Source organism: Dactylosporangium sp. NPDC000244, from assembly GCF_040300725.1.
In the GTDB taxonomy this organism is placed as follows: domain Bacteria; phylum Actinomycetota; class Actinomycetes; order Mycobacteriales; family Micromonosporaceae; genus Dactylosporangium.
The window spans coordinates 159,034-177,438 of sequence record NZ_JBEPEH010000022.1 but is presented as its reverse complement, the minus strand read 5'-3'; the positions used below and the strand labels follow the sequence as shown (position 1 = coordinate 177,438).

17 protein-coding genes are annotated in these 18,405 nt (G+C 73.9%); 5 read left to right on the top strand and 12 right to left on the bottom strand.

The features are described 5' to 3' along the window. The 11 genes from ABT369_RS30275 to ABT369_RS30225 are packed head-to-tail and all read right to left on the bottom strand — an operon-like array spanning position 1 to position 10,024. Positions 1-1,095 (bottom strand): ABC transporter substrate-binding protein, encoded by a 1,095-nt coding sequence (locus tag ABT369_RS30275; protein WP_350617039.1) that lies wholly within the window; start codon positions 1,093-1,095, stop codon positions 1-3. A 50-nt stretch (positions 1,096-1,145) separates the two neighbouring features. Beyond that, positions 1,146-2,024: an ABC transporter permease gene (locus ABT369_RS30270; protein WP_350617038.1), complete on the bottom strand. Its 879-nt coding sequence runs from the start codon at positions 2,022-2,024 to the stop codon at positions 1,146-1,148. Then, on the bottom strand, positions 2,021-2,857 hold the full coding sequence (locus ABT369_RS30265) for an ABC transporter ATP-binding protein (RefSeq protein ID WP_350617036.1): 837 nt from the start codon (positions 2,855-2,857) through the stop codon (positions 2,021-2,023). The genes ABT369_RS30270 and ABT369_RS30265 overlap by 4 nt, the downstream gene beginning before the upstream one ends. 22 nt (positions 2,858-2,879) lie before the next feature. Further along, on the bottom strand, positions 2,880-3,617 hold the full coding sequence (locus ABT369_RS30260; protein WP_350617034.1) for an SDR family oxidoreductase: 738 nt from the start codon (positions 3,615-3,617) through the stop codon (positions 2,880-2,882). Then, the gene (locus ABT369_RS30255) at positions 3,608-4,234 is read right to left on the bottom strand and encodes a cysteine hydrolase family protein (protein WP_350617032.1); all 627 of its coding nucleotides are present in this window, start codon (positions 4,232-4,234) and stop codon (positions 3,608-3,610) included. The genes ABT369_RS30260 and ABT369_RS30255 overlap by 10 nt, the downstream gene beginning before the upstream one ends. After that, positions 4,231-5,298 (bottom strand): Gfo/Idh/MocA family protein, encoded by a 1,068-nt coding sequence (locus ABT369_RS30250; protein WP_350617031.1) that lies wholly within the window; start codon positions 5,296-5,298, stop codon positions 4,231-4,233. The genes ABT369_RS30255 and ABT369_RS30250 overlap by 4 nt, the downstream gene beginning before the upstream one ends. 1 nt (position 5,299) lies before the next feature. Then, the gene (locus tag ABT369_RS30245) at positions 5,300-6,184 is read right to left on the bottom strand and encodes an amidohydrolase family protein (RefSeq protein WP_350617030.1); all 885 of its coding nucleotides are present in this window, start codon (positions 6,182-6,184) and stop codon (positions 5,300-5,302) included. A gap of 3 nt (positions 6,185-6,187) precedes the next feature. Then, positions 6,188-6,979, bottom strand: coding sequence for an enoyl-CoA hydratase/isomerase family protein (locus ABT369_RS30240; protein WP_350617029.1), 792 nt, complete (start codon positions 6,977-6,979; stop codon positions 6,188-6,190). After that, complete coding sequence (locus ABT369_RS30235; RefSeq protein WP_350617027.1) at positions 6,976-8,139, bottom strand: acyl-CoA dehydrogenase family protein; 1,164 nt, start codon at positions 8,137-8,139, stop codon at positions 6,976-6,978. The genes ABT369_RS30240 and ABT369_RS30235 overlap by 4 nt, the downstream gene beginning before the upstream one ends. Further along, complete coding sequence (locus ABT369_RS30230; RefSeq protein WP_350617025.1) at positions 8,139-9,146, bottom strand: acyl-CoA dehydrogenase family protein; 1,008 nt, start codon at positions 9,144-9,146, stop codon at positions 8,139-8,141. The genes ABT369_RS30235 and ABT369_RS30230 overlap by 1 nt, the downstream gene beginning before the upstream one ends. Beyond that, the gene (locus ABT369_RS30225; protein ID WP_350617112.1) at positions 9,143-10,024 is read right to left on the bottom strand and encodes an enoyl-CoA hydratase/isomerase family protein; all 882 of its coding nucleotides are present in this window, start codon (positions 10,022-10,024) and stop codon (positions 9,143-9,145) included. The genes ABT369_RS30230 and ABT369_RS30225 overlap by 4 nt, the downstream gene beginning before the upstream one ends. A 44-nt stretch (positions 10,025-10,068) precedes the next feature. Between ABT369_RS30225 and ABT369_RS30220 the strand changes: the two genes are divergently transcribed. The 3 genes from ABT369_RS30220 to ABT369_RS30210 are packed head-to-tail and all read left to right on the top strand — an operon-like array spanning position 10,069 to position 15,348. Further along, positions 10,069-10,995: a hypothetical protein gene (locus tag ABT369_RS30220; protein ID WP_350617024.1), complete on the top strand. Its 927-nt coding sequence runs from the start codon at positions 10,069-10,071 to the stop codon at positions 10,993-10,995. 43 nt (positions 10,996-11,038) lie between these two features. Continuing rightward, on the top strand, positions 11,039-14,530 hold the full coding sequence (locus ABT369_RS30215) for an indolepyruvate ferredoxin oxidoreductase family protein (RefSeq protein ID WP_350617022.1): 3,492 nt from the start codon (positions 11,039-11,041) through the stop codon (positions 14,528-14,530). Further along, positions 14,527-15,348 carry a FadR/GntR family transcriptional regulator gene (locus ABT369_RS30210; protein ID WP_350617020.1) on the top strand — a complete coding sequence of 274 codons (822 nt, stop codon included), beginning with the start codon at positions 14,527-14,529 and terminating at the stop codon, positions 15,346-15,348. Before ABT369_RS30215 ends, ABT369_RS30210 begins: the two co-directional genes overlap by 4 nt. On the opposite strand, the gene ABT369_RS30205 is transcribed toward ABT369_RS30210, so the two are convergent. Continuing rightward, on the bottom strand, positions 15,317-16,561 hold the full coding sequence (locus tag ABT369_RS30205) for an MFS transporter (protein WP_350617018.1): 1,245 nt from the start codon (positions 16,559-16,561) through the stop codon (positions 15,317-15,319). The two genes, ABT369_RS30210 and ABT369_RS30205, sit on opposite strands and share 32 nt — an antisense overlap. Before the next feature lie 72 nt (positions 16,562-16,633). Here ABT369_RS30205 and ABT369_RS30200 point away from each other — a divergent pair, with 72 nt between their 5' ends. Continuing rightward, positions 16,634-17,512 carry a LysR family transcriptional regulator gene (locus ABT369_RS30200; RefSeq protein ID WP_350617017.1) on the top strand — a complete coding sequence of 293 codons (879 nt, stop codon included), beginning with the start codon at positions 16,634-16,636 and terminating at the stop codon, positions 17,510-17,512. A gap of 45 nt (positions 17,513-17,557) precedes the next feature. Next, positions 17,558-18,397 (top strand): helix-turn-helix domain-containing protein, encoded by an 840-nt coding sequence (locus tag ABT369_RS30195; RefSeq protein ID WP_350617016.1) that lies wholly within the window; start codon positions 17,558-17,560, stop codon positions 18,395-18,397. The last annotated feature ends 8 nt before the right edge of the window (positions 18,398-18,405 follow it).

Genomic DNA, 18,405 nt, shown 5'->3' with positions numbered 1-18,405 from the left:
CTACGCCGACACCGCGGTCTGCCGCGGCCTGTCGTCGAAGATCTGCGCGTCCGAGAGCGGCTTGTCGAAGTTGACGATGCCGCCGATCCCGGCCCAGGCGGTCTCGATCGGCGCGATGTTGCCGACCGGGAACTTGAAGTCCGGGTCGAAGATCAGGCTGGAGGGCCCCGACAGCGACTCCTCCTTCGCCTCCATCGCCTTGACGAGACCCGCCTTCACCTCCGGGTTGCTGCGGTAGTCGCCCTGCAGGTACGTGCGGCTGGTGCGGACCAGCGCGCGCAGGACGGCCGCGGCGACGTCGGGCTTCTCGGTGCGGATCTTGCCCATCCAGTAGCTCGTGATCGAGGCGGTGAACGGGATGATGAGCTTGTGCCCGTTCTTCTCGGCGGTGGTCCAGACCGGGTCGCTGAGGTTGCCGGCGTCGACGGAGCCGGACTCGAGCCCGGCCAGCAGGTCGGCGCCGCCGAGCGGGACGATCTGCACGTCCTTCACGGTGAGGTTGCAGGTCTTGAGGTACGCGGCCAGCTCGACCACGGCCGGCGAGCCCAGCCCGGTGGCGGAGCCGGTCGACACCTTCTTGCCCTTCAGGTCGCAGGCGCTGAACGTGCCGTCGGACTTGAGCAGGGTCTTGCGCACGTAGTAGCCCTGGTGGTTGGCCGGGCTCCAGCCGACGCCGCCGCCGATGCCCTTGATGTCGGCGCCGCCCGCGATGGCGTTGAACAGGCCCGCCGACGGTGCGGCCGGGGCGAAGTCGATGTCGCCCTTCTGCATGAGCACGACGAGGTTGTTCGTCTGGACGAGCTGGATATTGATCTTGATGTTTTCCTTCTTGAACTCGCCGAAGTACTCGGCGAGCAGCAGCGGCGCGTACGCCTCGATGTTGCGGAAGGGGACCGAGGCGTTGACCGTGACCTCGGTCGGCAGCGGCTTCGGCGCGGGGGTGTTCGGCCCGGTGGGGCCGGCGCTGAGCGCGGTCGTGGGCTGGTTCGCGGCCGGGTCGGCGGCGGGGGTCGTGCCGCCGTCGCCACACGCGGACAGCAGCGTGGCGGTGAGCGCGGCGACGGCGACGAAGGAACGGGCGGCTAATCGGTGCACGGCGGATTCCTTTCGTGGTGCTGGGGTGGTGCCGGGGGTGTGGTGGAACGTCACAGGAGGTTGCGGTCGCCGCCCTCGATCTCGACGCGGGCCCAGGGCAGCACCAGGAGCGACACCCACTTGACGATGTTGCTCAGCAGCAGGCCCATGAGCGCGACGGCGACGATCCCGACGTACATCCGCGGCGCCTGGAAGAGCGTCCAGGAGTACCAGATGAGATAGCCGATGCCCTTGTTCGCCTGGGTGAACTCGACGCCGACCATCATGAGCACGGCGACGCTGACCGACATCCGCAGGCCGATGAACATCTGCGGCAGCGCGGCCGGGAACATCACGTGCCGGAAGGTCTGCCACGGCCCGGCGTCGAAGCTCTGCGCCACCTCGCGGTGCCCGGGGCTCACGGCCAGGAACGCGGTCATCGTACTGACCCACATGAAGAAGAACACCGTCATGCCGATGGCCACGTTCAGGGCGGTGTCGGTGAGCCCGAAGATGAGCAGCAACAGCGGGAAGACGGCCAGCTTCGGCACCGTGTACAGGGCCGAGAGCAGCGGTTCGAGCGTGGCCCGGACCCAGCGGGAGGCACCGAGCGCGACCCCGGCGGCCACGCCCGTCACCACGCCCATGCCGCAGCCGATGAGCACCCGCGTCAGGCTGACCCACAGGTGCTGGAACAGCTCGCCGCTCTTGATGAGCTCCAGCGCCGCGTCCCAGACCTTCGTCGGGGCGGGGAAGAACAGCGGGTTGATCGCGCCGCTCGTCGCGGCGATCTGCCACACCACGAACAGCACGATCGGCGCGCCGAAGCCGAGCACGATCTCGGCGATGCGGCGGTTGCGCCGCCGGCCCGCGGCCCGCTCCGGCGACGCCGAGGCCTCGCGGCGAACCAGGCGCGCGTCCGGTGGGGCAAGCTCGGTCACCTGGGTCACGACTGCTCCTTCCCGGCCGCGAGCGAGGCCTGGACCTCGTCGCGCAGCACGTCCCAGACGTTCTGGTGCAGGGCCGCGAACTCCGGCGTGCCGCGCAGGTCGCTCGGGCGGGGCCGCTCGAAGGGAACCCTGATGTCGCTGACGACCCGGCCGGGCCGCGCCGACACGACCACCACGCGGTCGCCGAGCACGAGGGCCTCCTCGAGGCTGTGGGTCACGAAGATGACGGTGCGCCGGTCCTCCTCCCAGACCTTGAGCAGCACCTCCTGCAGCACGACCCGCATCTGGGCGTCCACGGCCGCGAACGGCTCGTCCATGAGCAGGATCTGCGGTTGTACGGCCAGTGCCCGCGCGATCGACACGCGTTGGCGCATGCCGCCGGAGAGCGTCGCCGGATACGCCTTCTCGAAGCCCGCGAGCCCGAGCCGGCGAATCCAGTCCATCGCCCGCGCGTTGGCCTCCTTGCGCGGCACCTTCGCCATGTCCAGCCCGAACCGCACGTTCGCCAGCACCGTCTTCCAGGGCAGCACGCCGTAGTCCTGGAAGACCATCGACGTCGCCGCCCGGCCCTCGTCGAGCCAGAGGTCGAGGGTGCCCGCGGTCGGCGGCAGCAGCCCGTTGACGACGCGCAGGAACGTCGACTTGCCGCAGCCGGACGGGCCGACGAGGCAGACGAACTCGCCGTCCGCGACCGTCAGGTCGAGCGGGCCGAGGGCGTGCACCTTCTGCTTGCCGGAGATGAACTGCCGCTCCACGCCCGACGCGCGCAGCTTGGCGCCGGACGGGGTGTCGGGCGGCGATGGCGGGGCCGCCGGCCGTGTCTGTGTGTCCACGGTGCTCCTTCAGGGGTGTGGGTCAGCCGAACCACTGACCGGCGTTCACGTCGAGCGTCTGGCCGGTCACGCCGGCCGAGGCCGGGGAGCCGAAGAAGGCGGCCACCGAGGCCACCTCGCGGGCCGTCACGAACCGGCCCAGGCAGGTCCCGGCCTCGGCGTCGCGCCGGGGCTGGGGGCCGCCGAAGAACGCCTCGAGGTTGTCGGACTCGATGTAGCCGGGCACGACGGCGTTGACCCGGATGCCGTCCGGGCCGAGCTCGCGGGCCAGGACCTGCACCAGCGTGAGCATGGCGGACTTCATCGCCGCGTAGATGCCCGAGCCCGGGTGGGGCATCCGGGCGGAGATCGAGCTGATCAGCACCACCGATGCCGATCGGCCGCGCATCAACGGCAGGAGTTCGTACAGCAGGTTGGTGGCCGACAGGAGGTTGCCGTCGACCGCGGCGTGCCACTCCGCGGCCGTGCGCTCGCCCAGCGATCCGAGCGGCGGGCGGGCGAACGCGTTGTGCACCAGGACGTCGACGGCGCCGAGGCGCTCGCCGATGCGCCGCGCCGCCTCGGCGCACCGGGCCCGGTCGGTGAGGTCGGTGGGCAGGCACAGCGCGCCCGGCTCGGTCGCGGCCACCTCGTCCAGGACGGCGGCGCGGCGGGCCAGCAGGGCCAGGTCGGCCCCGGCCGCGGCGAAGGTCAGCGCGAGCTCGCGGCCCAGTCCCGGGCCCACGCCGGCGATGACGGCCTTGCGTCCGTTCAGGTCCACGCGGCCACCACCTCGTCCACAGTGGACAGCCAGGCCAGGTGGCGCAGGGTGTACCGCAGGACGTCCGCGGCGTACTCGGGCGGGGAGCCGGCCACCGCGTCGGTGGGGACGACGACGTTGTACCCCAGCCCGATCGCCTCCACCGAGGCGCCCGGGATGCCCATGTTCAGCGACACCCCGACCAGCACGAGGGTGCGCACCCCGAGTCCGCGCAGGGTGGCGTCGAGCTCGGTGCCGGTGAACGGAGTCACGCCGTGGTGCCGCTCGACCGTCACGTCGCCGGGCTCCGGCCCCAGCTCCGCCAGCACCCGCGCGGAGACCGAGCCGACGCGCAGGTTGTCGCCGGGCGCCGCCTCGGCGCGCCGCAGGATCGGGGCGTTGGCGCCCGCCGGGCGGCCGCCGGGCCGATGGGCCACGGTGGCGTGCACGACCGGGACCCCGGCCGCGCGCGCCCCGGCCAGCAGGCGGCGCACGGCGTCGACGCCACCCGCGGCCCGCAGCTGGTCGCCGAGGTCCGGCACCAGGCTCTCGGGGCCGACGATGCCGCGCTGCAGCTCCATCGTCAGCACGGCGGTGCCGGTCGGCCGGACCAGGCCGGGATCGAGTCGGCGGCTCATGCCGCCACCCCCACGGCCACGGCACGGCCCGCTTCGGCGGCGGCCTGGATCGCCTCGACGACGCGCAGGACGGACAGGCCGTCGGCGAAGGTCGCGGGGCGGGGGAAGTCCGGCGCCGGCGGCTCGCCGGGGTGGTCGAGACGGTGGTACAGCCAGCGCGCGAGACCGGTGTAGGCGGCGATCTCCAGCGCGGTCCACGGCCGCGGGTCGGCCGCGTCCGTGGGCGGCGGCGGGGGCGCCTGCGGGGTGAGCCGGCGGGTCCCGTCCGCGGTGGCAAGGTACGCGTGACCGTCCACGATGGACACGGTGCCCTCGGTGCCGGCGACCCGGGTCACCTCGACCGGCTCGCCCCAGGCCGCCGCGCACTCCTGGAGCACCCCGGTCGCGCCGGACTCGGTGCGCAGCAGCACGCCGTAGCCGTCGTCGGCGCCGCCGGCCGGCCGGGGCACCGCCTGGCCGAGCGTCGCCGACACCTCGGCGATCGGGCCGAGCCAGAGCTGGAGCTGGTCGATGAGGTGGGTGCCGTTCGCGCGCAGCCAGCCGCCGCCGCGCGCCGGATCGAACCACCAGCCCGGGGCGCTCGCGTCCGCGGCGGCGAGGATCGGGTAGGAGCGGATGATCGTGGCCGTGTGCGGGCGGCCGACGAGGCCCGTGGCGATCGCGTCCCGGACCGCCTCGACCGCCGGGTCCCAGCGGAACTCGGTGCCGACCAGCGCCACCAGCCCGGCCGCCGCGGCCGCCGCCGTCACCGCCTCGGCCTGCCCGGCGGTGAGCGCCAGCGGCTTCTCGCAGATCACGTGCCGGCCGGCGGCGATCGCCAGCGCGGCCAGCTCGGCGTGGGTGTCGGGCGGGGTGGCGATGGTGACGACGTCGGCGGCGGTGGCCTCCAGCGCCGCCGCGAGCGAGTCGAAGCCGGCCGCGACCCCGATCCGCGCGGCGCGGCGGGCCGTCCGCTCGGCGTCGGAGCCGACGAGCGCGGCCACCTCGAACCCGGCCGCGCGCAGGGCCGGCACGTGCACGCGCAGGCCGAAGCCCGTGCCGGCGACGATCGCCCGGCGGCCCACGTCAGGCCCCGTCCGCGGCGAGCCCGAGGACCCGCAGGGCGTTCGTGCGCAGGAACTTCTCCCACACGTGCTCGTGCAGCGGCAGGTCGTCGAGCTCGGTGAAGATGCGCTCCAGGGACAGGCCCATCGGGAAGTAGCCGGCGTAGAGCACCTTGTCCGCGCCGCGGGTGTTGGCGAAGTCGAGGATCGCCTTCGGGTAGTAGCGGGGGGCGAAGGCGCTGGTGGAGTAGTACAGGTTCGGCCACTTCAGCAGCAGCTTGACGGCCAGGTCGACCCACGGCTCGCAGCCGTGGCGCGTGACGAAGCGCAGCTCCGGGAAGAACCAGCAGACCTCGTCGATGAGGGCGACGTCCTGGGCGCCGAACGGCACCCGGGGCCCGGGCACGCCGGCGCAGACGAAGATCGGGATGTTCAGGTCGATACAGGCGGCGTAGAGCGGGTAGAAGCGCTTGTCGTTGATCGGCACCGGCGGGTTGCAGCCGCTGGGCATCGCGCTGGCGGCCACCACCCCCAGCTCCTCGACCGCCCGCCGCAGCGCGCGCACGCCCTCCATCCCGGCGTTGGGGTCGACCGGGAACGCGCCGAGGAACCGGCCGGGGTGCTCGCGCAGGGCCGCGACCGACAGCTCGTCGTCGAAGCTCACGGTGATCATGCCGCGCTCGACGCCCCAGCGGTCCATCTCCAGCAGCACGGCCTTGGCCCCGTCGGAGCTGAACCGCTCGCCGGGCAGGCTCTTGTACATGTACTCGGCGGGGAACCGGTAGGTCTCCCGGCTCTCGGTGTCGCGCAGCTGGCTGCCGAGGAAGCGGCGCCAGCTGTCGTCGCCGGGCCCCTTGGGGATCCCCATCATCAGGTCGACGACGCCGATGTCGGTCGGTCTGGGCATCGCTCACCACCCCCGGAAGACGGGGTCGCGCTTCTCGGCGAAGCTGCGCAGCCCCTCGGCGCTGTCCTCGGTCCACACGTTCATGGCCACGGCCATCTCCTCCCGGTCGAACGCCGCGACCCGGTCCGAGTCCAGCGACTGGTTCAGCAGGCGTTTCGCCAGGCCGATGGCGACGGTCGGCCCGGCGGCGAGCCGGGCCGCGAGGGCGCCGGCGGCCGCGTCGAGCTCGTCGGGCTCGACCACTTGGTGCACGATCCCGAGCCGCTCGGCGTCCGCAACGGACAGGTCGCCGCCGAGCAGCAGCAGCCGCTTCGCCGTGTGCAGCCCGAGGATGCGGGGGAGCAGGTACGCGGCCCCGGCGTCGGGCACGATCCCGCGGGTGATGAACAGCTCGGCGAACCGGGCCCGGCTCGAGGCCACCACGAAGTCGGCGGCGAGGGCGAGCTGGGCGCCCATGCCCGCGGCGACACCGTTGACGGCGGCGACGACCGGCTTGGGGCAGTCGAGCACGGCAGCGATGAGCGCCTGGGCGCTGCGCACGCCGGGCCCGGTGCCGCCGACGACCTTGGCCTTCGCGGCGCCGGTTCCGCTGAGGTCGCCGCCCGCGCAGAAGGCCCGGCCGACGGCCGCGAGCACGATCGCCCGCACCTCCACGGCCGCGCCCGCCTCGGCCAGGAACGCGATGACCCGTTCCCGCTGCGGCGGCCCGAGCGCGTTGCGCTTCTCCGGCCGGTTGAAGACGATCCGGGCCACGCCGTCCTCGACGGTGCGGGTGACCTCGTCCTCGGCGCTCATGCCCGGCTCCGGGGGAGGCCGAGGTGGCGCTCGGCGATGATGCCGCGCTGGATCTCGCTGGTGCCGGCGTAGATCGTGGTCACGACCGAGTGCCGGAACTCGTGCTCGATCCAGCCGTCGGCCGGTGCCCCGCTGCCGTGCCCGGCGAGCAGCCCGTCCGCGCCGAGCACATCCTCGAAGGACGCCGCGGCCCGCATGAGCGCCTCCGAGCTGAACAGCTTCGCCAGCGAGCCCTCGGTGTGCGGCAGGACGTCGCGGGCGGTGAGCCAGGTCATCCGGTAGCCCATGAGCCGGCTCACCTCGAGGTCGGTGCAGGCCCGGGCCAGCGCGGCGCGGACCTCGGGCCGCTCGATGGGCGGATGCCCGTCCGCACCGGGCGTGCGGGCCCAGGCGACGGCCCGCTCGACCAGGTGCAGCAGGTGCCCGGCGGCGGCCGGCTGCCGCTCGAACGCGAGGGCCACCATCATGACGTCCCACCCGCCGTCGACCTCGCCGACGCGGGCGCTGTCGGGGACGCGGACCCGCTCGTAGAAGGTGGCGTTGGTGCGCTCGCCGCCGAGGGTCGGCACCGGCCGGATCTCGACGCCGTCGGCGTCCAGCGGCACCAGGAACATGGTCAGGCCGCGGTGCTTGGGCACGTCCGGGTTGGTCCGGGCGAGCAGGAACACGTGGCTCGCCTCGTGCGCCATGGTGGTGAACATCTTCTGGCCGTCGATGACCCAGCCGTCGCCGTCGCGGGTCGCGCGGGTGCGGGCGGCGGCGACGTCGGAGCCCGAGTCCGGCTCCGAGTAGCCGAGGCTCATGAGGGCCGCGCCGCTCAGGATGGCCGGGATTACCTCGCGCTTCTGCTGCTCGGTGCCGACGATCTGCAGGGTCTTGGCGACCAGCTCGGAGATGAGCCAGCCCTCGATCGGGATGCCGGCCCGGGCGAACTCCTCGTTCAGCGTCGCCATCTCGAAGGGGTCCCGGCCCTGCCCGCCCTGCTCGACCGGCCAGGCCGCGGCGAGCCAGCCGCGCTCGGTCATCGCGCGGTGCACGTCCCAGCTGTGCAGGGTGCCGGAGTCGTGCACGGCGGCCGAGGTCGACTCCGGCAGCGCGGCCAGGAACGCGCGCACCTCGGCCCGGAACCGCTGCTGCGCCGGGGAAAGCTCGAAGTCCATCAGCCCCGCCCCTCGTCGGCGTCGTCGATGTCGTGCAAGGCGAGGTCCACGACGGCGTCGACGGCCGCGCGCTCGCCGCCGCCGAGGAGGTCGAGGGCCTTGGCGCGGCGGAAGTACAGCTGGATGTCGTACTCCATCGTGTACCCGTAGCCGCCGTGCGCGTGCAGGCTCCGGTCGGTGGCCCGGCGCGCGGCCCGCCCGGCGAACGCGGCCGCCATCGCGGCCAGCCCGCGGCGGCGCCCGCTGCCGGTGTCGCCCGCCCACGCCGCCTCCAGCACCAGCAGCTCGGCCCCGTCCACGAGGGCCGCCGCGTCGGCGAGCTGGTGGGCGAGGGCCTGGAACGAGCCGATCGGGCGGCCGAACTGGTGGCGGGTCTTGGCGTAGTCGACGCCGAGGCGCAGCCCCGCGGCCCCGATGCCGGCGAGGGTGGCGGCGGTGAGCACCCGCCAGTCGGCGAGGGCGTCCGCGAACGCCTCGGTCGCGTCCGCCCCGGACGCGAGCACCGTCGCGCCGGTGAGGTCGACGTGGCCGAGGGCCAGCCCGGCCAGGGTCTGCTTCGGGGCGTCGACGCCGGCGCCGGGCGCCGAGGCCACGAGCCGCCCGTCGTGCCAGGCGAGCACCCGGTCGGCGACCGCGGCCCAGGGCGCCGTCCGGGCGACGCCGGCCGCGGCCGGGCGGGGCGCGAACGTGACCAGGCCGGTGAGGTCGGCGCGGCCGAGGCGGTCGAGCAGCCGGGTCGCGACCAGGGTCTCCACCAGCGGGGCGGAGGCGAGCGCGGCCCCGGCGGCCCGGGCGGCGACGGCGAGGTCGGCCAGCCCGGCCGGGGTCGCCTCGCGGGCGCTCGCCAGGTGGGGGAAGCCGAAGTCGCCGAGCACGGCCCACAGCGCCGGGTCGAAGCCGAGCGGCTCGGCGGCCCGGACCCGCTGCGGGGTGGAGTGGCCGGCGAGCAGCGCGGTGAGGCCCGAGCGCAGGTCGAGCTGGTCCGTGGAGAGGGAGAAGTCCATCATCGCAGCCGCCACCGGGGCCGGTCGCCGGAGCGGAAGGTCTGCTGGCCGGCGGCGAGGGCGGCCGGGTCGGTGCCGGCGGCGACCAGCGCGTGCGCGACGCCGAGGGCCTGGCCGGGGGCCATCTCCGAGCCGATCCAGATGGAGCGCAGGGTCGCCTGCACCGCGAGGGGCGGCAGCGCGGCGATAATCCCGGCGACCGCCGCGGCGGCGTCCCGCAGTCGATCGCCGGGCACGACCTCGGAGACCAGGCCGACCTCGTGCGCCCGCCGGGCCGACATCCGCTCCGCCGACCCGAGCAGGGCCAGCCGCAGCACCTCGCCCAGCGGCATCCGGCGCAGCAGGTGCAGCGGCTCGAACACGGCCGGCATGCCGAACGTGGTGTGCGGGTCGAAGAACGTGGCGGTGTCGGCGGCGATGATGATGTCGGCCTCGCCGAGCAGGTAGAAGGCGCCGCCGCAGGCGATGCCGTTGACCGCGGCGACGACCGGCTTCCACAGGCCGCACGACTTGGGGCCGAGGAAGTCGCCGACGTCGGCGCGCAGGAACGGGCTGCTCGCCGTGAGCAGGGCGGCCTCATCGTCGGTGTCGCCGTCGGGAACCCGGCCGTCGGAGGAGTCGAGGCCGTCGGAGGAGTCCAGGCCGGCGCGGTCGTACCCGGTGCAGAAGGCTCGGTCGCCGGCGCCCGTGACGACGACGGCCCGGACCTCGTCGTCGATCCGCAGCCGCGTCCAGAGGCCGGCGAGCTCCCGCAGCATCGTGTCGTTGAAGGCGTTCAGCACCTCGGGGCGGTGCAGCTCGACCCACGCGACCCCGCCGTCGACGTGGACCCGGAGCGTCGAGTGCTCCGCGTCGCCATTCGCCTGGGGTGTGTTGTGCATCACAGCGCGAAGGTTATAAGGTTATACCCTTAGCGTCAAGGGAGGTGGTCGAGGTGCGGGTGTTCACGGATGCGGCGCTGCGGGAGCTGTCCCGGTCGCCGCGGGCCCGTCTGCGGCGCCTGCTCGCCGCGCCGGACGTGTCCGGCCTGCGCGACGAGCTGACGTGGCTCGAGCGGGAGCACCGTGGCCAGCGCGAGCGCTACCTCGACTGGGTCACGACGATCCTCGGCACCGCCGCCGAGCGCCACGGCCGCGCGGGCCTGCGACTTCTGACCGGTCGGACCTTGACCTTCTTCGCCGCCTATCCCGGCGTCGAGCCGGTGCGGGACGACCTGCCGGCCCCGATGGCCGACGAGGTCGCCGCGGCCGCGGCCCGGGGCGACGCCGACGGGGCGCTGGCCGTCTTCGACCGCCGGGAGGCCGAGTGGCGCTCGGTCATCGACGTGCTGCGGGACTGGCTGTCCGCCCTGCTCTCCCAGGTGTACGCCGAGTGGGGCCCCGACGAGCTCGAGGCGTTCCACCGGCGCCGGGGCGAGGACGCCCTGCGCGGCCTCATGGCGGACATCGACCGGCCCCCGGGCGAGCGCCTGGTGAACCTGGTCCGCCTGCTGCAGGGCCACTTCACCGACCTCGAGGTCACCGAGGACGACGAGAAGTTCACCATCGTGCAGGACCCGTGCGGCACGTGCGCCCGGCAGGTCCTCGACGGCCGGTTCGGGGCCGGGCTCGGCCTCGCCGTCGTCGGCGACGAGCACCGGGTCGCCTGGGGCGGGCGGCCGACCACCATCTACCGCACCCACGTGCCGATCTGGCACGTGGAGATGGCCCGGGAGCGGCTCGGCGCGCCCTGGCCGGTCAACCGGTGCCCGTCCGGCCTCGACGGCGGCGCCTGCACCATCCTGCTCTACAAGGACCCGCGCGACCCGTCCGCCGCGGCCCGGGTGCCCCGCGCACCCGCCGAGCCCGCGTGACGCGACGTCGACCATCCCCCGCAACGAAGGGCCCGAGACATCCATGACCGAAGTGGTTGAGCCCGACATGGTCGAGCCCGAAGCGGCCGGCACAGCGACGCCGCCCGGCCGGCGCGCCGGCTACCGGCTGGCGGACCGCTACGACGCCGACGACGGCACCGTCGTCCTCACCGGCACCCAGGCGATCACGCGCATCCTGCTGGACCGCCACCGGATGGACCGGGCGGCCGGGCTGCGCACCGGGGGCCTCGCCTCCGGCTACCCCGGCTCGCCGCTGGGCGGCCTGGACCTCACCCTGCACCGGGCGGCCGAGACCCTCGCAGCCGAGGGCATCCGGCACGTGCCCGGCGTGAACGAGGAGCTCGCGGCCGCCGTCGTGTTCGGCACCCAGCAGCCCGCGCCGGGCGGGTTCCGGGACGGGCTGCAGGGCGTCTTCGGGCTCTGGTACGGCAAATCCCCGGGCGTCGACCGCTGCGGCGACGCGTTCAAGCACGCCAACCAGTTCGGCGTGCACCCGCTCGGCGGCGTGATCGCGGTCGCCGGGGACGACCCGGCGGCCAAGTCCTCGTCGCTGCCGAACCAGAGCGAGACCGCCTTCTACGACGCGCTCATGCCGGTGCTGGTGCCCGGCTCCACCCAGGAGCTGCTCGACTTCGGCGTGATCGGGCTCGAGCTGTCGCGGTACTCCGGCTGCTGGGTCGGGCTGAAGGTGGTGACCAACGTGGCCGACTCGGTCGGGTCGGTGAACCTGGCCCCCGACCGGCTGTCCCTGCTGCGCCCGGCGCTGGAGATCGACGGCGAGCCGTGGGAGCACCGGCAGCGGCTCGACATGGTCCCCACGATCCTCGTCGACCGGGAGCGGGACCTGCTCGAGCGCCGCCACCTCGCGGCCGTCGCCTTCGCCGCCGCCAACGGCCTCAACCGCATCGAGGGGGCCACGGCCGGCAGCGCCCGGATCGGGATCGTCGCCGCCGGCAAGACGTACTACGACGTCCGGCAGGTGCTCACCGACGCCGGCCTGGACGACGCCGACCTGCGCGAGCGGGGCATCCGCCTGCTGAAGCTCGGCATGATCTACCCGCTCGACCCGGCCGTCGTGGAGCGCTTCGCCGACGGCCTCGAGCACATCGTGGTCGTGGAGGAGAAGCGCGACTTCATCGAGTCGGCGATCCGCGGCGCGCTGTATCCGACCCCGCACCGCCCGGTCGTGGTGGGCAAGCGCGACCGCGCCGGCCGGCTGCTCGTGCCGGCCCACGGCGAGCTCGGCGTCGACCGGCTCAAGCCGATCCTGCGCCGCGAGCTCGGCCTGCCCGAGCCGGTCCGGGCCGCGGCGCCGTCGCGGGGGCCGATCGCCCTGCCGCTGCTGACGCGCACCTCGGCGTACTGCAGCGGCTGCCCCCACAACCGCTCCACCGTCCTGCCCGCCGGAGCCGTCATCGGCGGCGGCGTCGGCTGCCACGGCATGTTCTACTTCGACCCGCGGCTCGCCTCGAACGAGAAGCTGCCCGTGGTGCCGATGGGCTCGGAGGGCGTGCCCTGGATCGGCATTTCCCCCTTCGCGAGCACGGGGCACGTCTTCCAGAACCTCGGCGACGGGACGTTCTCGCACTCGGGCCTGCTCGCGGTGCGCGCCTGCGTCGCGGCCGGGGTGAACATCACCTTCAAGATACTGTTCAACGGCTACGTCGCGATGACCGGCGGCCAGCCGATCGCGGGCGGGATGCCGGTCCCCGCGCTCACCCGCGAGCTGGCGGCCGAGGGCGTCAAGCGGATCGTCGTGGTCGCCGACGACCCCGCCCGCTACCGCGGCGTGCGCGATCTGGCCCCGGGCACCGTCGTGCGGCCCCGCGACGAGCTGATGGCCGCGCAGGAGCAGCTCGCCGCGGTCGACGGCGTCACCGTGCTCGTCTACGACCAGGTGTGCGCGGCCGAGGCCCGGCGGATGCGCCGCTCCGGCCGGCTGCCCCGCCCCGAGCGCCGCGTCATCATCGACGAGCGGGTCTGCGAGGGCTGCGGCGACTGCGGCGTCAAGAGCAACTGCCTCTCCGTCCAGCCGGTCGACACCGAGCTCGGCCGCAAGACCCGAATCCATCAGACGTCGTGCAACTCGGACTTCAGCTGCCTCGACGGCGACTGCCCGTCCTTCGTCACCGTCCGCTCGGCCGCGCCCGCGACCAGGCGCCCCCCTCGGCCCCGGCGCGCGGACCCGGACGCGCCCCTGGCCGAGCCGGCGGGCAAGGCGTCGATCGGCGCCCGGACCTACGGCATCTACCTGGTCGGCATCGGCGGCACCGGTGTCGTCACCGTCAACCAGGTCCTCGCCACCGCGGCGCTGCTCGACGGCCTGCACACGGCCGGGCTCGACCAGACCGGGATGAGCCAGAAGGCCGGCGCCGTCGTGTCCCACCTGCAGCTCGGCGCGGCCCCGGTCGACGCCCGCACCGCCGCGGTCTCCGACGGCCAGGCCGACCTCTACCTGGTGTTCGACGCGCTCAGCGGGGCCGCGCCCCAGCACCTCGCGCGCACCGATCCGCAGCGGACCGTCGCCGTCGTCGCCTCCTCGCTCACGCCCACCTCGGCGGTGGTGACGAACCCGGCGAAGGCTCTCCCGCCGGCCGGGGAGCTGCTGGAGCGCATCCGGGCCGCGGCCGGGCGCACCACCGCGGTCGACGCCGCCGGGCTCAGCCGGACCCTGCTCGGCGACGAGACCACCGCCAACATCCTGCTGCTCGGGGTGGCGTACCAGGAAGGGGCGCTGCCGCTGTCGGCCGCCTCGATCGAGGAGGCGCTGCGGCTCAACGGCGTCGCGGTCGAGGACAACATCGCCGCCTTCCGGGCCGGGCGCCGCCACGTGGTCTCGCCCACCGCGGTCGAGGCTCCCGCGGTCGCGGCCGGGCTCGATCCGTCGGCGCCGGCCCGGGCGGCCGCCGCTCGGCTGCTCGACGCGGCCGGGCTGCCGGCGGCCGTGCGGGCGATCGCCGAACCGCGCGCGGCCGAGCTCGTCGACTACCAGCACGCCGGGCTCGCCGCGCGGTACGTCGACGCCGTGCGGGAGGTCGCGGCGGCCGAGGCCGGCCGGTTCGGGACGGACGCGGTGTCCGAGGAGTTCGCCCGGTACCTGTTCAAACTGCTGGCGTACAAGGACGAGTACGAGGTGGCGCGGCTGCACCTGAAGGCCGATCATGGCGCCGGGGTGCGGTACCACATCCATCCGCCGTTTCTGCGGGCGCTCGGTCTGCGTCACAAGCTCGCGCTCGGCCGGTGGATCCGGCCCGTGTTCGGGGTGCTGCGGTCGATGCGATCGGTGCGCGGCACGGCGTTCGACCCGTTCGGCCGGGCCGAGGTGCGCCGGGTCGAGCAAGCGCTGCCCGGCGAGTACACGGATGCGATGCTGGCCGCGCTCCGCGACGCCGACCGGGACCGCTGCCTCACGGTGGCGCGGGCCCCGGACGCCGTACGCGGGTATGAGACCATCAAGCTCGCCAATGTGGCCGGCTTCCGGGCCGTGTTGGCCGACGTCGAGGTGCGAGCATGAGTGAGGCGGAGATGGTGGGGGACCCGGCCCCGGACCGTGGCGCGAAGGGCCCGCTGCAGCTGCGCCGCCGGGTCGGGGAGCGGCTCGCCGACGAGCTGCGCGACCGGATCCTGCGCGGGGAGCTGACCACGGACAACGGGCTGCTGAAGCAGGACGAGCTGTTCGAGGAGTATCGCGTCAGCATGCCGTCGGTCCGCGAGGCCATGCGCACGCTGGAGACCGAGGGGCTCATCACCATCCGCCGCGGCAACCGGGGCGGCGCCGAGGTGCATCCGCCGCAGCTGGAGCGGGCCGGCTACGTCTTCGGGCTCGTGCTGCAGGGCCGCAGCGTCAGCGTGCACGACCTGGGCCTGGCCGTGCGGCGCCTCGACCCGATGTGCGCGGAGATGTGCGCGACCCGCCCGGACCGCATGGAGACCGTGGTGCCGGCCCTGCGCGAGATCCACCAGCGCACCGAGGCCTCGCTCGGCGACTTCGCCAAGTTCGTGGCCTGCATGAAGGAGTTCCACGAGGCGCTGGTGCGCAACTGCGGGAACCAGACCTTCGAGCTGCTCGTGGGGATGCTCGAGGGGTTGTGGTACGCGCACGAGGAGGAGTGGGCCGCCCGCACGGTCCGCGAGGGCGAGCTGCCGGGGACCGAGGCCACCCGGCGCAGCATCGAGAGCCACGCCGAACTGATCCGGGCCATCGAGCAGGGCGACGGGCCCGGGGCCGCGATCCTGGCCCGGCGCCACCAGGAGGACACGCAGCCCCAGGCCAACCTCGGCGTGGACCCCGCGGTGGTGGTCAACGCGCAGCTGATTCGCCCGCCGGACTGACGCCGTTGCGGTTGATGAGCACGATCGCCACCACCGCGGCGGCCGGGACGAGTCCGCAGACGGCCATCCCGGCGCGGGCCCCGAAGGCGTTGGTGAGCGCCCCGATGACGGGCGCGCCGAACGGCGTACCGCCGGTGAACACCAGCATGTAGAGCCCCATCACGCGGCCGCGCATCGCCGGGTCGACCCAGAGCTGGACGGAGGCGTTCGCCAGCGCCTGGAACGCGAGGTTCACGAATCCGAGCGCGGCCAGCAGCGGCAGGAACACCGGCAGGTTCGGCGCGGCCGCGGCGAGCAGCTGGACGGCGCCGAAGAGCCCGCCGTACAGCAGGATGCGCCGCAGGCCGGTGGAGACGGCGGCTCCGGCGACGAGCGCACCCAGCGCGGACCCGACGGCCAGGACGATGTTGAACAGCCCGTAGAGGCCGGCGGCGCCCCCGAACGACTCGGTCGCGATCGCGGTGAGCACGATCGGGAAGTTCAGGCCGAAGGTGCCGACGACGCCGACCAGGACGATGGTCCACAGCACCCGCGGCCGCTCGCGCACGTAGTGTGCCGCGGTGCGGAACGCGCGCGGCTCGCGCCCGGCCGGCGGCGCGGGGGTCAGGTCGGCCGGGCGTAATCGCAGCAGGGCGATCGTCGGCCCGATGTAGCACAGCGCGTTGCCCGCGAACGCCCAGCCGATGCCGGCCGTGCCGATGAGCACGCTCGCGACCGCCGGCCCGACGAGCCGGGTGGCCTGGAACACCGACGCGTTGAGGGCGACCGCCCCGCGCAGGTGGCTGGGCGGCACCGCCTCGTTCGCGAACACCTGCCGGGTCGGCGCGTCGACCGCGTAGACGAGCCCGGTGAGCAGGGCAAACGCGAACACGTGCCCGATGCGTACGGCACCGGCGATGGTGAGCGCGGCCAGCGTGGCGGTGAGGACGGCGTTGACCGACTGGGTGATGAGCAGCGTGCGGCGCTTCGGGTACCGGTCGGCGAGCAGGCCGCCGTGCACCCCCAAAAACAGGATGGGCAGGAACTGCAGGGCCATCGTGACGCCGACGGCGGCGGGGCTGTCCGTGAGTCGCAGCGCCAGCCAGTCCAGCGCGATGCTGCCCATCCAGGCGCCGGTGTTGGCGAGGGTCTGTCCGGTGAGATAGATGCGGTAGCCGCGGAATCGTAGAGCGGTGAACGGGGTCGGGCTCAAAACGGCGGAGGCCGTGGTCACGGCCTCAACCCTTCCCGAGGTCACCAACATAGGGAACCCCGATAACCTGACTCACAGTTATAGTCATTCGCTATGGCCGCCCTGTATGACCCGCAGTTGCTCGCCACGCTCCTCGCGGTCGAGCAGACCGGCAGCTTCACCCAGGCCGCGGATCGGCTGCGGATCCGCCAGCCGACGGTCAGCCAGCACATCCGCCGCCTGGAGGAGCAGGTCGGCCGCACCCTCGTGCACCGCACCACGCACACCGTGGCACTCACCGCCGACGGCGAGGCGATGATCGGCTTCGCGCGCACCATCCTCGCCGCGCACGAGCAGGCGGCCGCGTACTTCACCGGCTCCCGCCCCCGCGGCCGCCTGCGCATCGGGATGTCCGACGACCTCGCCCTGACCCGGCTGCCGCAGATCCTGTGGGAGTTCCGGCGCGACAACCCGATGGTCGACTTCTACCTGACCGTCGAGCAGAGCCGGGTGCTGCACGAGTGGATGGAGAGTGACAAGCTTGACGTGCTCGTCGGCAAGCGGCCGCCGGGCGACGGGCGCGGTCAGCTCGTGAAGCGCGACCGGCTCGTCTGGGTCGGCACGCCCGCCACGAGGCTCGACCTGACGCGGCCGATCCCGCTGGTGGTGTACGCCGCGCCGAGCGTGTCGCGCGACGAGATGCGCAAGGCGTTGCATCGGGCGCAGATGCCGTACCGCAGCGCGTGCGTCTGCCGCGGCGTCAACGGACTCATCGCCGGCGTGGCGGCCGGCATCGGCGTGTCCTGCTTGGCCGCGAGCCTGGTCCCGCCCCAGCTCACCGTGCTCGGCCCGGCGCACCGCCTCCCGGAGCTCGGCACCATCGACCTCGTGCTGCTGGCCAACCCGCGGGCCGAGCAGCGGCCGGCGGTGAAGGCCCTGATCGCCACCATTCTGGCGAGCGGGTCCCGGTCCCTGAGCTCCTCGACCGCCTGAGTCAAGGAGGCTCGTGCATGCATCGCCGGCGGTATTGTTGTGCACGTGGAGTACGTGTCCAGAGTGCCGCGACCGCCGCTGGACGCGCTGATCGACGACCTGTACTACCTGGAGGGTGCGCCGCCGTACGCCCGGCTGATGCTGCCGCCGATGCCGGCGGCGTTGCTCATCGTCAACCTCGGGGCGCCGTTGCGCATCCGCGCCGGCACCGACATCGAGACGGCCGACTACGCCGACGGCTGCGTGGTCACCACGCCCACCCGCGCATTGGAATTCGGCTACCCGGTCCCGACCCGGTCCGTCGGCGTGCACATCAAGCCGTGGGGGCTGGCGCCGTTCCTGCCGATGCCCGCGGCCGAGCTGTGCGACCGGCCGGTGACGCTGGAGCAGGCTTGGGGCCGGCCCGCCACCGCTGAGCTGCGAGACCGGCTGGCCACGGCGGACGGCCCGCACGCGATGCTGACGCTGCTCGAGGAGGAGCTGATGCGCCGGCTGCGCGAGTCCGCGGGCCTGGGGCTGGTCCGCCATGCGAGCAGCGTCATCGCGGCGACCAGCGGGGCGGTGGCGATCGGCGACCTGAGCGTGGCAGCCGGTGTCAGCAGCACGCACCTGACACAGCGGTTCAAGGAGCTCATCGGCGTCACGCCGAAGCGGCTGGCCCGCACCTACCGCTTCGCCGCCACCGTGTTCGCGATCGACCCCGCCGGACCGATCGACTGGGGCGAGCTCGCCGGTGGCGCGGGCTACTTCGACCAGGCCCACTTCGGCCACGAGTTCCGGGCGTTCACCGGGCTCACGCCGACCCGGTACGTCGAGGTCCGGCGGCGGTTCCTGCGCGAACATCCCGGCCACGTGATGGAGGGCTGGCCGCTGCCGGCCGATTGATTTCTTAC

Excerpts from the sequence above, each read along its gene's own strand:
- ABT369_RS30255 (WP_350617032.1), bottom strand. The coding sequence starts at position 4,234 with ATGAGCCGCCGACTCGATCCCGGCCTGGTCCGGCCGACCGGCACCGCC.
- ABT369_RS30245 (WP_350617030.1), bottom strand. The coding sequence starts at position 6,184 with ATGCCCAGACCGACCGACATCGGCGTCGTCGACCTGATGATGGGGATC.
- ABT369_RS30240 (WP_350617029.1), bottom strand. The coding sequence starts at position 6,979 with ATGAGCGCCGAGGACGAGGTCACCCGCACCGTCGAGGACGGCGTGGCC.
- ABT369_RS30235 (WP_350617027.1), bottom strand. The coding sequence starts at position 8,139 with ATGGACTTCGAGCTTTCCCCGGCGCAGCAGCGGTTCCGGGCCGAGGTG.
- ABT369_RS30230 (WP_350617025.1), bottom strand. The coding sequence starts at position 9,146 with ATGATGGACTTCTCCCTCTCCACGGACCAGCTCGACCTGCGCTCGGGC.
- ABT369_RS30225 (WP_350617112.1), bottom strand. The coding sequence starts at position 10,024 with ATGCACAACACACCCCAGGCGAATGGCGACGCGGAGCACTCGACGCTC.
- ABT369_RS30215 (WP_350617022.1), top strand. The coding sequence starts at position 11,039 with ATGACCGAAGTGGTTGAGCCCGACATGGTCGAGCCCGAAGCGGCCGGC.
- ABT369_RS30210 (WP_350617020.1), top strand. The coding sequence starts at position 14,527 with ATGAGTGAGGCGGAGATGGTGGGGGACCCGGCCCCGGACCGTGGCGCG.
- ABT369_RS30200 (WP_350617017.1), top strand. The coding sequence starts at position 16,634 with ATGGCCGCCCTGTATGACCCGCAGTTGCTCGCCACGCTCCTCGCGGTC.